Here is a 13,401-nt window from a genome sequence, read left to right on the forward strand (position 1 = left end):
CCCGCGGCTATCGGGGGGGTGTAATCCCAGCCCGCGGGGGGGCGCGGGCCCCAACCTTTGGCCAAATGCCGGGCTGGGCGCTTTTATCTCCCCCAATCGCGGCGGCGGGGGGTCTTCGTGGCGCCCCCCCCGCGGCCATAGGCGATCTATGAGCACCCGCTGCCCATCGCCAGGCGAGGGCGGCTCGTAGATGCGCTTGACCCTGATATCGAGTTTCATTGCCAACTCCGGGGTTGGCCGCCATGTCGTCTTGCTGGCCATGTCGCCTTGCTGGCCATGACGGCTTGCTGGCGGCTGCTTACGCCCACTCGCCCCTAAGCCCACTCGCCCTTGCGCATCACCGGCACGCGGCTGCCGTCCTTGCCGACGCCGTCGATGTCGACCTTGTCCGAACCGATCATCCAGTCGATATGGATGAAGCTCTTGTTGCCGCCGCGCGCCGCGATCTCGTCGGGAGTGAGCGAGGCGCCGTCGACAAAGCACTTCGAATAGCACTGGCCGAGCGCGATATGGCAGGCGGCATTCTCGTCGAACAGCGTGTTGAAGAACAGCAGGCCGCTCGCCGCGATCGGCGAGGAATGCGGCACCAGGGCGACCTCGCCGAGCCGGCGCGAGCCTTCATCGGTGTCGAGCACTTTCTTCAGCACACCCTCGCCGCGGCTGGCCCTGGCCCCGACGATGCGTCCCTCCTCGAAACGCACCGCAATGCCGTCGATCAGCGTGCCCTGATACGACAGCGGCTTGGTGCTCGTAACATGGCCTTCGACGCGCCTTGCATGCGGCGTGGTGAAAACCTCCTCGGTCGGGATGTTCGGGTTGCAGGTGATGCCGTTCCTGGCAGTCGAGGCGCCGCCCATCCATTCATGGCCGTCGGCCAGGCCGACGGTCAGGTCGGTGCAGGGTCCGGTGAAATGCAGCGCATGGAAATTATGGCCGTTCAGCCATTCGGTGCGGCTGCGAAGCGCCGCATTGTGCGCCTTCCAGTTGCCGATCGGGTCGTCCACATCGACCCGTGAGGCGGCAAAGATCGCGTCGGCGAGCTTCGCCACCGCGACGTCGTCGCTATCGCCCGGAAACACCTGCCTGGCCCAGGCCAGGTCGGGGTAGGCGACGATGTTCCAGTTGATGTCGAAGCCGGTGATCTTTTCCAGTGCCGGCTGGTAGGCGATCGAGTTCGCCTTGTTGGCGCGCGCCACTTTCGCCGGATCCTGCGCCGACAGCAGCGACGGATCCTCGCCGCGCACGGCCAGCCGCGCCGCATTGTTGGCGAAGGCCTTGGCCATGCCCTCGTAAAGCCAGCCGGCGGCGTGGTCGAAACCGGCATCGGCGCCGTAGCGGAAGCGTGCCAGCGTCATCTCGTCGTCGTTGAAGATCGGCGTCACCAGGCCGGCGCCGGCCTTGTAGGCGTGCTCGACGATCCGCCGCGTCAAAGGCAGCGCTGCGATCGACGATGTGAGCACCAGGTCCTGCCCCGGTTGCAATTGCAGCCCGACCTTGATGGCGACTTCTGCCAGCCTGTCGAGCTTCACCGGGTCGATCGTTGCGGAAACGCCGCGCGAATGTGTGGTCATGATCCTGCCTGTCGCGATGTGGGAGCCTGGTTCTTACATAGACCGGTGCCATCGGTCTTTCCACCGTGATCGACCGGGCCTGCTCAGGCCGCGCCGGCGAGCGCGCCGAACTGCGCCATCGTCGCCTCGATCTCCTTGCGGATCCAGATCTTGAAATCGCGCACCTTGCGGCTCTCGCTCTTGCTGGCCGAGGTCACCAGCCAGTAGCCCAGCCCGCTCTCGGCGCGGACGCCGAACGGCGCGACCAGCCGGCCGTCGGCGAGAGCATCAGCCGTCAGCAATTGCCAGCCGAGCATGACGCCGTGGCCGGCGATCGCCGATTCCAGGCACAGCATCGGGTCGGTGAAGCGCGCGCCCTTGAGGAAGCTGACCGGCTTCACCCCGGCCGCCTCGAACCAGCTTTCCCAGCTGATCATCGCTTTTTCGTCGGTGATCGCGCAGGTCGACGCAAGATCTTCGATCGATTTCAGTTTGTCGGCGATCGCCGGGGCGCAGACCGGGAAGACTTCCTGCGCCAGCAGCAGTTGCGCGCGCACGCCCGGCCATTTGCCGTCGCCAAGCCGGATGGCGATGTCGATGTCCGAGCGATCGAGATCGGCAATCCGCACCGAGGCGTCGATGCGCAAAAGCACATTCGGATGCCGGGCGAAATGACGTGACAGTCGAGGCAGCAGCCACTTCGAGGCAAAGGCCGGCGCGACCGAGACCACCAGCGTGCATTCGGAGGCCTCATCGGCGAGCGCCACGGCTTGGGCGAGCTCGCGGAAACCTGCCCCGAGCCGGGCGGTGAAGACGGTGCCGAATTCGGTCGGCACCAGACCGCTTGCCGTTCGTTCGAACAGCGCCTGGCCAAGTTGCGCTTCCGTCCGCTTGACCTGCTGGCTGACGGCGCTGGCGGACACGTTGAGTTCGCTCGCCGCAGCCGAAAGCGATCCCAGGCGGGCGACGGTTTCCACGGCGCGCAGGCCGTTGAGGTGGACGCGGTTCAGCATGGCCATACAGTTTTTCTAAACCGGCACGGTTGAAATCTCAATTGAAATGCGGGGAGGAACGGCAAATTTTAAGGAACAAGCAGACCTGTGGAGGAAAAATACGATGAAGATTTTGTCACTGCTCGGGGTCTTTTCCGCTGCCGGCGCGCGGCAAAGCCGGTCGCATGAAAGCGAGGCCACCCGATGGGCCACCGATCCGCTGTCGCATCCTGTGCTCGACACCATGTCGGAGCGCGAACTCGGCGACCTGCCATTCCGAATGACAGCCCGGCGCACGGCCTACGAGACGGGCACTGGCCAGGTCGGCTGCGGCTGAAATCCTCCGCACACAGAGGATTTGACTTTAATTAGACCCGAAAAGGACTGCGGGCGGTCGCTGCGGAAACGTTCGCGGGACAGCGCCCCCTCTGTCCTGCTGGACATCTCCCCCACGAGGGGGGAGATTGGCTTTCATCTCCGCTTTCGCCAAATCTCCAGAAGTTGAAGAAGGAGAGCTGGCGCCGAAGCTGCCGATCTCCCCCCTCGTGGGTATGCCCGGCAGGGCAGAGGGGGGCGCGAAGCATCGCCGACGTTCGTTCTGTACCGCCGCGGCGCTCGGATACGGTCCTTGCAACCCGCCCTGGCCCAATAAAAGGCGGATTGTCTCACCCGCTCGTGCACCTATTGTGCACCGCAATGAAAGCCGCTTCGCCGTCCCCTTTGCGCCTCGCCTTCGCCGGCATGATTGCCCTGGCCGTCGCCATGGGCATCGGCCGCTTCGTCTATACGCCGATCCTGCCCGGCATGATGGAGGAACTTGGCCTGACGCCGGCCGATGCCGGCTGGATCGCGTCCGCCAACTATCTCGGCTATCTCGTTGGCGCGCTCGCAGCCGTCGGCGGCTGGGCGCACGGTCTCGAGCGCCTGCTGATGCTGGCCGGTCTTGCCGCCACCGCAGTCCTCACCGGGCTGATGGGCCTGGCCGACACGATGGCGGCCTTTCTCGTCATCCGCTTTCTTGCCGGTGTGGCCAGCGCCTTCGTCCTGGTGTTCATGTCCAGCATCGTTTTCGGTCATTTGGCCGCGGTCGGCCGAAACGACCTGCAGGCGCTGCATTTCGGCGGCGTCGGCCTTGGCATAGCGGCGTCCTCGGCGCTGATGGCAATACTCGTCACCGGACATGCCGGTTGGCCGGCGGGCTGGTTCTGGTCCGCCGCGATCTCGGCCTGCGCCATTGCCGTCGTGATGCTGCTGCTCGGCAGCACTGCGACCGCCAACGGCGCCGATGGTCGCGAACCGGCGCTGCCAAAGGACCGCGCGCTGGTGAAGATCATCGTCGCCTACGGGCTGTTCGGCTTCGGCTATATCGTGACGGCGACGTTCCTGGTCGCCATCGTCCGGCAGGGCGGCGGCGGCCGCGTCTTCGAGGCCGTGGTGTGGATGGTCACCGGCCTTGCCGGAATTCCCTCGGTCTGGCTGTGGCAGAAGATCGCGGCAAAGATCGGGCTCTACCGGGCTTATGCCTGGGGGTGCCTCGTCGAGGTGGTCGGCGTCAGCGCGAGCGTCACCATGGGCGGACACATTGGGCCGCTGCTCGGCGGGTTTCTGCTTGGCGGCACCTTCATCGCCATCACCGCGCTCGGCCTTCAGACCGGAAGGCAGCTTGCCCCGCAAGCGCCACGCCGGATCCTGGCGTTGATGACGGCCTCCTTCGGCCTCGGTCAGATCATCGGTCCGATCGTCGCCGGCCTGCTTGCCGAAGCCTCGGGCGACTTCTTCCTCGCATCGATCGTGGCCGCCGCCGTGCTGCTTGTCTCCGGCGCGGTCATCTGGTCGGCTGCGCCAAAATCGCCATGATTGTGGTCTTGCTCGGTGCCGGGCATCACGCACCGGCCATTTTCATTCCGATCGATGTGTGACCTTATGCCCGCTGAACAGCAACGCCGCTGATTTGCGCATCGACCGAGGATTTCCTAACAGTGTTCGTATCCTTCTTCCCGCAGCCGAAGTTGTTTTTCACTTCGGCCGTCGCCTGGAGCCTTCTGCTCGTCCTCCTGTGGTTTTTCGGCGGCGAGCACCTTGGCACGATGCTCGGCATGCCGCCGGTCGACCCGCAGGCAGCACCAGTCATCAGCCCGATAAGATTCCTGACGCCGGCATTCCTCTGGTTTTACGGATATTTCTTCGCCGGTATGGGCGTATTCTACCTTTTCTGGGCGCTGTATTCCCCGCATCGCTGGCAAAACTGGTCGATCCTTGGCTCTGGTTTGATTATTTTCGTCACCAATTTCATCGTGCAGATCAGCGTGGCGCTCAATGACTGGCGCGGCATGTTTTACGACATGGTGCAGAAGGCGCTGACCACGCCGGGCTCCGTTACCCCTGCCGAGCTGTACTACGGAGTATGGCAGTTTCTGTCCTTGGCGCTGGTCTATATGAGCATTGCCGTCCTGAACGTCTTTTTCGTCAGGCACTATGTGTTTCGCTGGCGCACCGCGATGAACGATTATTTTACCGCTTACTGGCCGCGGCTGCGCCATATCGAAGGGGCGTCGCAGCGCGTTCAGGACGACACGATGCGCTTCTCCGGCACAATGCAGGGGCTCGGCGTGAACTTTATCGACTCCATCATGACCCTGATTGCATTCCTGCCCTTGCTGGCCTCCCTTTCTCTCCATGTCTCAACGCTCCCAATCGTCGGAGCAATCCCTTATCCGCTGGTCATTGCGGCGATCGCCTGGTCGCTGTTTGGCACCGGCTTGTTGGCAGTCGTCGGCGTCAGGCTGCCCGGGTTGGAATTTCGCAATCAGCGGGTTGAAGCCGCGCTGCGCAAGGAACTTGTCCTCGGCGAGGACGACACGGCACGAGCGCAGCCACCAACTCTGGCCGAGCTTTTCAGAAATGTTCGCAAGAACTATTTCACTCTCTATGCACACTATGTCTATTTCGACATGGTACGCTATCTATACCTTCAAGTCGACAACGTATTCGCCACGCTTATTCTTGTTCCGACCTTGGCAATCGGCAAGATAACATTTGGCGTTTTCCAGCAGATTGTCACCGCCTTTTCACAAGTCGCCACTTCGTTCCAATACCTCGTGAATTCCTGGCCGACCATCGTCGAGCTGATATCCATCTACAAGCGCCTGCGCGCCTTCGAGGCGACACTTGAAGGGGCGCCGCTGCCGGAAATCGACCAGGCCTATCTGGAGCGAGAGCGAGCCGGCTTGCGCCCTGAGGATCAGCCAGTAAGTTGAGAGTGACGGGGCGGCGAGCGCTTTCGGTTCAGCCGCCCACCGACGCCCACTTTTGCCGGCGTTGGCGCGAAACATAGTCGCGATAGCTGATGCACTCGACATCGGGCCTGGTGCAGACCTCGCCGGCAAAGCGCTCGAGCGCCTTCCAGTAGGCGCCGTCATTCATCAGTGTGAAATGGAAGCCGAGTTCCAGCGGAATGCGTTTGCCCTGATATTGCGCTTCGAAGGCGGCGCGAAAGGCGTCATGGGTCCGGTTGGCGAATTCGTCCGCCTGGCTCGGCCGCTCGAAGCCGCCGGAATGCCTGACATAGAGATTGTAGTCCATCGCGATCACCGGCCTTGTGTCAGGACCTTCCGGAATCTTCGGCAGTGAGAAGCGCGTGATGCCGTCGCTGGTCGGTGGCCGGGCAGGGCCGCGCGACACACCGCTCGCGTCGAACCAATAGCCCGCCCTTGGCAGCGCCTCGTAGAGCGCCTTGTTTGCCGACAGATAGGGTGCGCGAAAGCCAACCGCCTTACGTGCAATTTCGCGCCAGCCTGCGGGTTCGGAGGTAATAGCGTTGATCGAATAGGCATTTTCGAGAATGCGCTTGAACGAACCGAACTCGCTCAGCCAGTCGGCCTTGTTCCAGTCCTTGCCGTCGAAATGGCCGCAAGCGTGGCTGCCGATGTCATGGCCTTCCGAGGCGGCAAGGTTTATCTGCTCGAGCCGGTCAGCGATTTCCTGTTTCGAGGCGGCGAAGCCGATATTGGATTTGCCTGATGCCTTGCCGGGCGCCGTGTATTGCTTGCGCGTCTCTGGCGAGAGCAAGAAGACGCAGGACACGAAGTAGGTGAAATGGGCGCCGGTGCGCCGGGCCAGCGCCCGGCTGCGCTTCCATTGCAAAATATCGCGGGCGCTGTCGAACGAGATGAGGACGGCCTGCTTCGGCTTTACCGGCGCTGGCGGGTCGGCGACAGCAGCGCCCGCTGCGGCAAGCGACGCGATCGATAACGCAACAGCGCGGGACAAACGAGGCATCAGTGTCTGATCTGGATTTTGAGGAGGGTTCGCGCACCGGCTATCGGCGAAATGTGGCGTGGGTGCGGTCGCCCTTTGCAGTCATCCTTTACATCGTTGTCCGGCGATTAGCCGATTTTCCGGTCGAACCCCTTCCATGCCGGCAAAATTTCGCTAAAACGCGGGCTACCGCATCGGCCTGAAGTGCAGAATTGATTTTTTTTCAGGAAACACGATGCGCAAATTCAAAGTGTTAGAGCGTACTTTCCATGGACGCACGTCGCTCTAAACCGCCCTGAGGCGGGCAGGATGGTTTTGAGATGTCGGACGACAGTTTTATCCGCGAAGTCAATGAAGAGATGCGTCGCGATCAGGCGCATGCGCTGTGGGACCGTTTTGGTCCTGCCTTGCTTGCGCTCGCGATACTGGTTGTGGTCGGCACCGCCGCCTTCGTCGGCTATCGCTATTGGGACGAGACCCGCGCCAATCGCTCGGGCGATGCCTTCTCGCAGGCGCTGAAGCTCGCCAATGAAGGCAAGAGCGACGAAGCGCTGGCGGCCCTCGATGCGCTGGAGAAGGATGGCTACGGCGCTTATCCGCTGCTCGCCCGCATGCGGGCGGCGACAGTCAAGGCGGACAAGGGCGACGTCGCCGCCGCCGTCAAGGATTTCGACGAGGTCGCCGCCGATGCGCACATTCCATCGGGCCTCCGCGATATGGCGCGCCTCAGGGCAGCGCTGCTGCTCGTCGACCACGGTTCGTTCGCCGATGTTTCGAGCCGAGTCGAGACGCTCACCGCCGACACCAATCCGCTGCGCCATACGGCGCGCGAGGCGCTCGGCCTTGCCGCCTGGAAGGAAGGCAAGGCGACGGACGCACTGAAACTGTTCGACCAGATTGCCTCGGATGACAGCGCCCCGCGCAACGCGCGCGAGCGGGCCACGTTGATGTCCGAGCTGATCCGTGGGTCGGGCGGCGTGTCGTGACAGATGACGTTCAAAGTCGCCATCATTGGCCGGCCTAACGTCGGCAAATCGACCCTTTTTAACAGGCTGGTGGGAAGGAAGCTGGCGCTTGTCGATGATACGCCGGGCGTCACCCGCGATCGTCGCGTCCATGCCGCCAAACTCTACGATCTGCATTTCGACGTCATCGACACTGCCGGCTTCGAAGATGCCGCTGCTTCGACGCTGCCGGGCCGCATGCGCGCCCAGACCGAGATCGCCATCCGCGAAGCCGACCTGATCTTTTTCACCATCGATGCCAAGTCCGGGCTGATGCCTGACGACAAGACCTTCGCCGAGATCGTGCGCAAGTCCGGCAAGCCGGTTGTCGTCGTCGCCAACAAGGCCGAGGCGCGCGGCGCCCAGGGCGGCATGCTGGAGGCCTGGGAACTCGGCCTTGGCGAGCCGATCCCGGTCTCGGCCGAACACGGCCAGGGCCTGCCCGATTTGCGCGATGCGGTGATATCAGCACTGGGCGAGGCGCGCGCCTTCGGCGAAGAAGAAGATGCAGACGAGGAGGCCGCGGCCAGCGAGGTGCTGATCGGCGAGGACATCACCGACCCGGATGCCGAGCCGAGCTATGACGATACCAAACCGCTGCGCATCGCCGTCGTCGGCCGTCCGAACGCCGGCAAGTCGACGCTGATCAATGCGCTGATCGGCGAGGAGCGGCTCCTGACCGGTCCGGAAGCCGGCATCACCCGCGATTCCATCTCCGTCGACTGGGACTGGCATGGCCGCCGCCTGAAACTGTTCGACACCGCCGGCATGCGCCGCAAGTCCCGGATCCACGAAAAGCTGGAAGTCATGTCGGTGCAGGACGGCTTGCGCGCCATCCGTTTTGCCGAGATCGTCATCATCGTGCTCGACGCCACCATTCCCTTCGAGAAGCAGGATCTGCAGATCGCCGACCTGATCATCCGCGAGGGCCGCGCGCCGGTGATCGCCTTCAACAAATGGGATATGATCGACCACCCCCAGGAACTCCTGGCGGAACTGCGCGAGAAGACCGAGCGGCTGTTGCCGCAGGCGCGCGGCATCCAGGCGGTGCCGGTCTCGGCCGAGACCGGGCGCGGCCTCGACAAGCTGATGGATGCCGTCATCAAGACGCACAGGGTGTGGAACAGCCGCGTCTCGACCGGCAAGCTCAACCGCTGGCTGGAAGGCATCCTGGCGCACCATCCGCCGCCTGCCGTCGCCGGTCGCCGGCTGAAGATCAAATATGTCACCCAGGCCAAGACGCGGCCGCCAGGCTTCGTCGTGTCCTGCTCGCGGCCGGACGCGATGCCGCAATCCTATGTCCGCTACCTCTCCAACAGCCTGCGCGAAGCCTTCGACATGCCCGGCGTGCCGATCCGCATCGCCTTGCGGACCTCGGAAAATCCGTTCGCCGGCAAGGCGAAGAAACGCCGCTGAGCGCCGCGTCTTTTGGGCGCCAGCGTCAGCCACGACGCGCTAATGGGCGGTGTAAGCTCCGTCGACCAGATGGTAGCTGCCAGTGATAAAGCTGGCCTGATCGGACAACAGGAAGCACACAAGAGCCGCTACCTCTTCCGGTTTGCCGCGCCTGCCCATCGGTTGAAGGGCTGCCATGCGCCTGGTATTGGCTAATGCCTCCGCTTGCTCCGATAGAAGAGGCGTTTCGATCCAGCCGGGGCCAACGACATTGATCCGGATGCCCATCCTCGCATATTCAATCGCAGCAACCTTGGTCAGCCCAACGACCCCGTGTTTCGCTGCCGTGTATGCGGACGCAGTCGGCAAGCCGACGGAACCGAGAATTGAGGACATGTTCACGATGGCGCCTCCGCCTCGATCCAGCATGGCGGCGATTTCGTACTTCATGCTGTAGAAAACGCCATTCAGATTGACGTTCATCAGCCTGTGCCAGTTGTCGAGCGGATAGTCTGCCGTCGCTTTTCGAACGCCGTCGATGCCGGCATTGTTTACCGCCATATCCAGTCCGCCGCATTTCTGGACAGTGAACTCGATCAGCTTTTCGACGGCTGCCGCATCCGTGACATCGACCGCAAAATCGTGGGCCCTGCCTCCTTGCGCGCTTATTTCGGCAGCCATGCAGCGCGCGGCCTCGGCATCAAGGTCGGCGACAACAATTTCGGCTCCTTCTTGCGCGAGTTGCCGTGACACAGCCGCTCCTATTCCGGAGCCTGCGCCGGTCACAATCGCGACTTTACCATGGAAGTCAGGCTTCATCGTCTCTGTCCTATGCCCATTGTGGCCTAACCGAACAGAGGCGGACGGTTATCGCAAGAAGTTTCGCTCCAATTCGCTCGTCAATCCTGTGAATTCATTTTGCCACCCCACAGCGAGACTTGGCCCGCAGGCCTTGCAATGGTAGAGACGAGGAAGGGCGGTAGATTGACCAGTTTCCTAGCAGGTAGAAATGGAAGAACACAACATTGCGCGCCGGGGGCTCGTGCTGGGAAGTCTGGCTCTGATGCTCTCCGGGTGTACGTCGACGTTACAGCAGGTGACGGAGCCGATTTCATCCGCGTTCGGACCAAGGAATGGCCTCAATCCTCGTTTCCGACGGAAGCAAGTGCGGTACGACGGAAACGAGCCGCCTGGAACGATCGTCGTCGATACTTCGCAACGTTTTCTCTATGCCGTCGAGGGCGACGGGTGGGCGACGCGCTACGGCGTCGGCGTCGGCGAGCAGGGGCTTTCGTTCAAGGGTACAGCGACCGTCGCCCGCAAGGCGGACTGGCCGTCGTGGACACCCACCACCAACATGATGAGGCGCAAGCCTCGCCTGGTGAAGTATGCAGGCGGGGTCCCTGGTGGACCAAACAACCCGCTTGGTGCGCGTGCCCTTTATCTCTATCGCAACGGGCGCGACACCTACTTCCGGATACATGGTACAAACGAGCCATGGACGATAGGCACAGCGGTATCGAACGGGTGCATCCGTTTGACAAATGACGACATCATCGACCTCTACGAACGGACTCCTTTGGGCACGACGGTGGTGGTGGTTTGATGGTGGGCAGGCCTGATCTCCGTTGCATGGTGAGCCCTGCCGGCACGTCACCGCAAGGATTTCGGCTGCAACCGAATGCCGACTGTGTCATTTCTGCACTAGGCTTTGGTGTAGATCGCAGCTAACTTGGTTGGGCTGCATATCTTTTTATTTGTGGCGATTCTATAGGCTGTTCCGCCCCTGGGGAAAGGATTGCTTGATGAGCAGAATGTTGATTGTAATGGTTGCTACCCTCGCCGTTACCAGCCTGAGTGGCTGCGCGAACGGGATCGGTAAAGGAAAGGGGAAGGCTCCTCCGCCGGAACCCGTTGCCGTAGAAGAGCCCGTGATTAAATAAGCACCGGCTTTCGGAGATTTGGGGAAGGGCCGCCAGGCCCTTCCCCATCGATATGCAGGGGCCAAGGCCGGATTCGCAGCGTACATGCGGTTGGCGGGCATAGGCTGGCACCAGGTCTGCCTCGGAGTTCTGGATGAGATGACGCTTGTAAGTGGCCGTTCAACAATTGTGGCCCTGCTCGCGCTTGTCGCGGCGTCATGTCAGTCGCAGGACAACAAACCCCAGCCGACTTTTGTGTCCAATGAACGGGCACTGAGTACCGCGGCGATGCCGGCGCGCGCGGCCCAACGGCATTTCATCGAGTTCCGCTCCCGGTACGCCCTTACCTACGGCCATTCCTACGTGATTTTTGGACGATTGAACCAGGCGGGACGGATGGTCAACCCCGAAGTCGCGGGGCTCGCTCCGAAGTCCGATGATCCCAATGTCTATGTTCTCGGCCATGTGGCGCCCGTGCCAGCCACGACCGGGTGGACGGACGGCGACCTGGAAGATGCCTACCGGTCGGCAAGCTGGCGCGTTTTACTTACCGAAGCCGAATATAGGAAAGTCGTCGCGAGCATACGAAAGCTGCAGGCCAGCTCTCCGCTTTGGCACGCCTCACTCTACAACTGCAACGCATTCGTAGCGGACATCGCCAGATCGATGGGGTATAAGACCCCCGGTACCTGGCTCCGGCCGCAACAATTCATAACCAAGCTTCGGGAGATGAACGGCGGTTGAAATGCGATTTGCAAACCCGCTCTCGCCTCATTCGCCCGGTCAACTCCGAAAGCAGCGCGCTCTGAATGTCTTCGGTCGACAATTCGGACGCTGACATCGTTGCGACGGTTTATCGTGGTCCCAGATCGAGAAAAGGCTCCGGTGACCTGAAGTGACCATTTCTGTAGCTTCACTTGGCGAGATCATATGGGTGATCGGCCTCGTTGCCTGGTATGTGATCCGGTATCCCTTCGAGCGCCGGGCAAGGCGCGTGCGAATTGTAGCTGGCGGCCGCTCGCGTTCCGACACCGTCGGGCTTGCATCGGCTCTCCTTGGCCTGGCGATCCTGCCTGGCTTCTATGTCGCCACCGGCATCCCCGCAGCGGCTGACCATCCGGCCAGCGTGTGGTCGGTGGCGCTCGGAACCATCATCTTCTGCTCCGCGCTGTGGATTTTTCGCATGTCCCACAAGGAACTTGGCCGTAACTGGTCGATCACGCTCGAGATTCGCGAACGGCACGAACTGGTCAGCGCCGGGCCATACGCCTTGGTCCGTCACCCGATGTACACCTCGTTCCTGCTTATGGGGCTCGGCCAGCTCTTTCTGCTGCCGAACTGGGTTGCGGGCATATCCGGTTTGATTGGTTTCGCCGTCCTTTTCCTGCTGAGAGTGGACAAGGAAGAGCGTATGATGCTTGAGACTTTAGGCCCGCAATACCGTGCCTATATGGAAAGGACCAAGCGAATAGTCCCTTATCTTTATTAGAGGTCGTTTGATGCGAGGTCGAGCCATCAAGCTTTCGGCGCCCCGGCGCCTTGTTGGCGATCTGATGAGGTTTTCGATCGGCGTGCCACGGGTCGCGGTGCAGCGTCAGATGAATCTCGGCCCACTCGTAAGGGCTAGAATGGCGCAGCAGACCAGGCCCTCGTGGACCGCGATCTTCCTGAAAGGCTATGCGCTTCTCGCCCTGGAGATGCCGGAGCTGCGGCGCGCCTATGTCAAATTGCCCTGGCCGCAGCTTTACGAGTATCCGGCAAGCGTGGCCTCGATTGCCCACGAGCGCGAATATGATGGCGAGCCGGCCGTTCTGCTGAGCTGCATCAAATGCCCGGAACGCTACTCCATCACGGAACTTGAGGGGTCCATCCACGCGGCTCGATCACGGCCGATCCTCGAGGTCCCGGAGTTCCGGCGTGCCTTGCGCATGGCAGCTGCGCCCGCGCCTGTCAGGTGGCTGCTTATGTGGCTAGGGTTGAACATCGCCCGGCAAAGGGCAAATTACTTCGGTACCTTCCAACTGTCCGTCTATTCTGGTCTCGGTGCGGAATCACTCAACCCGCTGACACCATTGACCACGCTTCTGAACTACGGTCCGATCGGCAACGACGGATCGGTGAATGTCCGCATCCACTACGATCACCGGGTGATGGATGGAGCGAACGTTGCACGAGCACTGGAGCGATTCGAAAAGATTTTGAACGGCACTGTCGCCAATGAAGTGGTGCTGCTCGGTCAGGGTGTTTCCGCTCCTGCAAGACAGAGGAACGCGACGTGATT

At 62.0% G+C, this 13,401-nt stretch carries 15 protein-coding genes; 10 read left to right on the plus strand and 5 right to left on the minus strand.

The window, feature by feature from the left end:
- The 3 genes from AC0L3D_RS02295 to AC0L3D_RS02305 all read right to left on the minus strand — a co-directional run.
- On the minus strand, positions 1 to 261 hold a 261-nt coding region (locus AC0L3D_RS02295), incomplete at its 3' end, for a DUF488 family protein, N3 subclade (protein WP_473642945.1).
- A gap of 53 nt (positions 262 to 314) precedes the next feature.
- Positions 315 to 1,571: an aminopeptidase gene (locus AC0L3D_RS02300; protein ID WP_473642947.1), complete on the minus strand. Its 1,257-nt coding sequence runs from the start codon at positions 1,569 to 1,571 to the stop codon at positions 315 to 317.
- Positions 1,572 to 1,654: 83 nt separating this feature from the next.
- A complete protein-coding gene (locus tag AC0L3D_RS02305) occupies positions 1,655 to 2,569 on the minus strand; it encodes a LysR substrate-binding domain-containing protein (protein ID WP_473642949.1) in 915 nt (304 codons plus the stop codon).
- 97 nt (positions 2,570 to 2,666) lie between these two features.
- Between AC0L3D_RS02305 and AC0L3D_RS02310 the strand changes: the two genes are divergently transcribed.
- The 3 genes from AC0L3D_RS02310 (at position 2,667) to sbmA (ending at position 5,799) form a co-directional block, all read left to right on the plus strand.
- On the plus strand, positions 2,667 to 2,879 hold the full coding sequence (locus AC0L3D_RS02310) for a hypothetical protein (protein ID WP_023799412.1): 213 nt from the start codon (positions 2,667 to 2,669) through the stop codon (positions 2,877 to 2,879).
- 359 nt (positions 2,880 to 3,238) lie between these two features.
- The gene (locus AC0L3D_RS02315; RefSeq protein ID WP_473642951.1) at positions 3,239 to 4,399 is read left to right on the plus strand and encodes a YbfB/YjiJ family MFS transporter; all 1,161 of its coding nucleotides are present in this window, start codon (positions 3,239 to 3,241) and stop codon (positions 4,397 to 4,399) included.
- Positions 4,400 to 4,521: 122 nt separating this feature from the next.
- Complete coding sequence (gene sbmA / locus AC0L3D_RS02320) at positions 4,522 to 5,799, plus strand: peptide antibiotic transporter SbmA (RefSeq protein ID WP_027152287.1); 1,278 nt, start codon at positions 4,522 to 4,524, stop codon at positions 5,797 to 5,799.
- A 28-nt stretch (positions 5,800 to 5,827) separates the two neighbouring features.
- Here sbmA and AC0L3D_RS02325 read toward each other — a convergent pair whose 3' ends face one another.
- The gene (locus AC0L3D_RS02325) at positions 5,828 to 6,820 is read right to left on the minus strand and encodes a polysaccharide deacetylase family protein (RefSeq protein ID WP_473642953.1); all 993 of its coding nucleotides are present in this window, start codon (positions 6,818 to 6,820) and stop codon (positions 5,828 to 5,830) included.
- A gap of 299 nt (positions 6,821 to 7,119) precedes the next feature.
- On the opposite strand from AC0L3D_RS02325, the gene AC0L3D_RS02330 reads away from it, so the two are divergent.
- A complete protein-coding gene (locus AC0L3D_RS02330; RefSeq protein WP_419696208.1) occupies positions 7,120 to 7,785 on the plus strand; it encodes a tetratricopeptide repeat protein in 666 nt (221 codons plus the stop codon).
- 3 nt (positions 7,786 to 7,788) lie between these two features.
- Positions 7,789 to 9,219 (plus strand): ribosome biogenesis GTPase Der, encoded by a 1,431-nt coding sequence (gene der, locus AC0L3D_RS02335; protein WP_128167715.1) that lies wholly within the window; start codon positions 7,789 to 7,791, stop codon positions 9,217 to 9,219.
- 39 nt (positions 9,220 to 9,258) lie between these two features.
- On the opposite strand, the gene AC0L3D_RS02340 is transcribed toward der, so the two are convergent.
- The gene (locus AC0L3D_RS02340; RefSeq protein ID WP_023799406.1) at positions 9,259 to 10,017 is read right to left on the minus strand and encodes an SDR family NAD(P)-dependent oxidoreductase; all 759 of its coding nucleotides are present in this window, start codon (positions 10,015 to 10,017) and stop codon (positions 9,259 to 9,261) included.
- A gap of 190 nt (positions 10,018 to 10,207) precedes the next feature.
- On the opposite strand from AC0L3D_RS02340, the gene AC0L3D_RS02345 reads away from it, so the two are divergent.
- From AC0L3D_RS02345 to AC0L3D_RS02365, 5 genes are all read left to right on the plus strand, one after another.
- On the plus strand, positions 10,208 to 10,804 hold the full coding sequence (locus AC0L3D_RS02345; protein WP_023799405.1) for a L,D-transpeptidase: 597 nt from the start codon (positions 10,208 to 10,210) through the stop codon (positions 10,802 to 10,804).
- 199 nt (positions 10,805 to 11,003) lie between these two features.
- Positions 11,004 to 11,141, plus strand: a complete 138-nt coding sequence (locus AC0L3D_RS02350; RefSeq protein WP_084646669.1) for an ABC transporter — start codon at positions 11,004 to 11,006, stop codon at positions 11,139 to 11,141.
- Positions 11,142 to 11,279: 138 nt separating this feature from the next.
- Positions 11,280 to 11,864 carry a hypothetical protein gene (locus tag AC0L3D_RS02355; protein ID WP_031255001.1) on the plus strand — a complete coding sequence of 195 codons (585 nt, stop codon included), beginning with the start codon at positions 11,280 to 11,282 and terminating at the stop codon, positions 11,862 to 11,864.
- A 157-nt stretch (positions 11,865 to 12,021) separates the two neighbouring features.
- Positions 12,022 to 12,609 carry a protein-S-isoprenylcysteine O-methyltransferase gene (locus AC0L3D_RS02360; protein ID WP_031254999.1) on the plus strand — a complete coding sequence of 196 codons (588 nt, stop codon included), beginning with the start codon at positions 12,022 to 12,024 and terminating at the stop codon, positions 12,607 to 12,609.
- A 10-nt stretch (positions 12,610 to 12,619) separates the two neighbouring features.
- Entirely contained in the window at positions 12,620 to 13,399 is a 780-nt protein-coding gene (locus tag AC0L3D_RS02365; RefSeq protein WP_023799402.1) for a hypothetical protein, read from the plus strand.
- The last annotated feature ends 2 nt before the right edge of the window (positions 13,400 to 13,401 follow it).

This window comes from Mesorhizobium sp. WSM4837, from assembly GCF_055811435.1.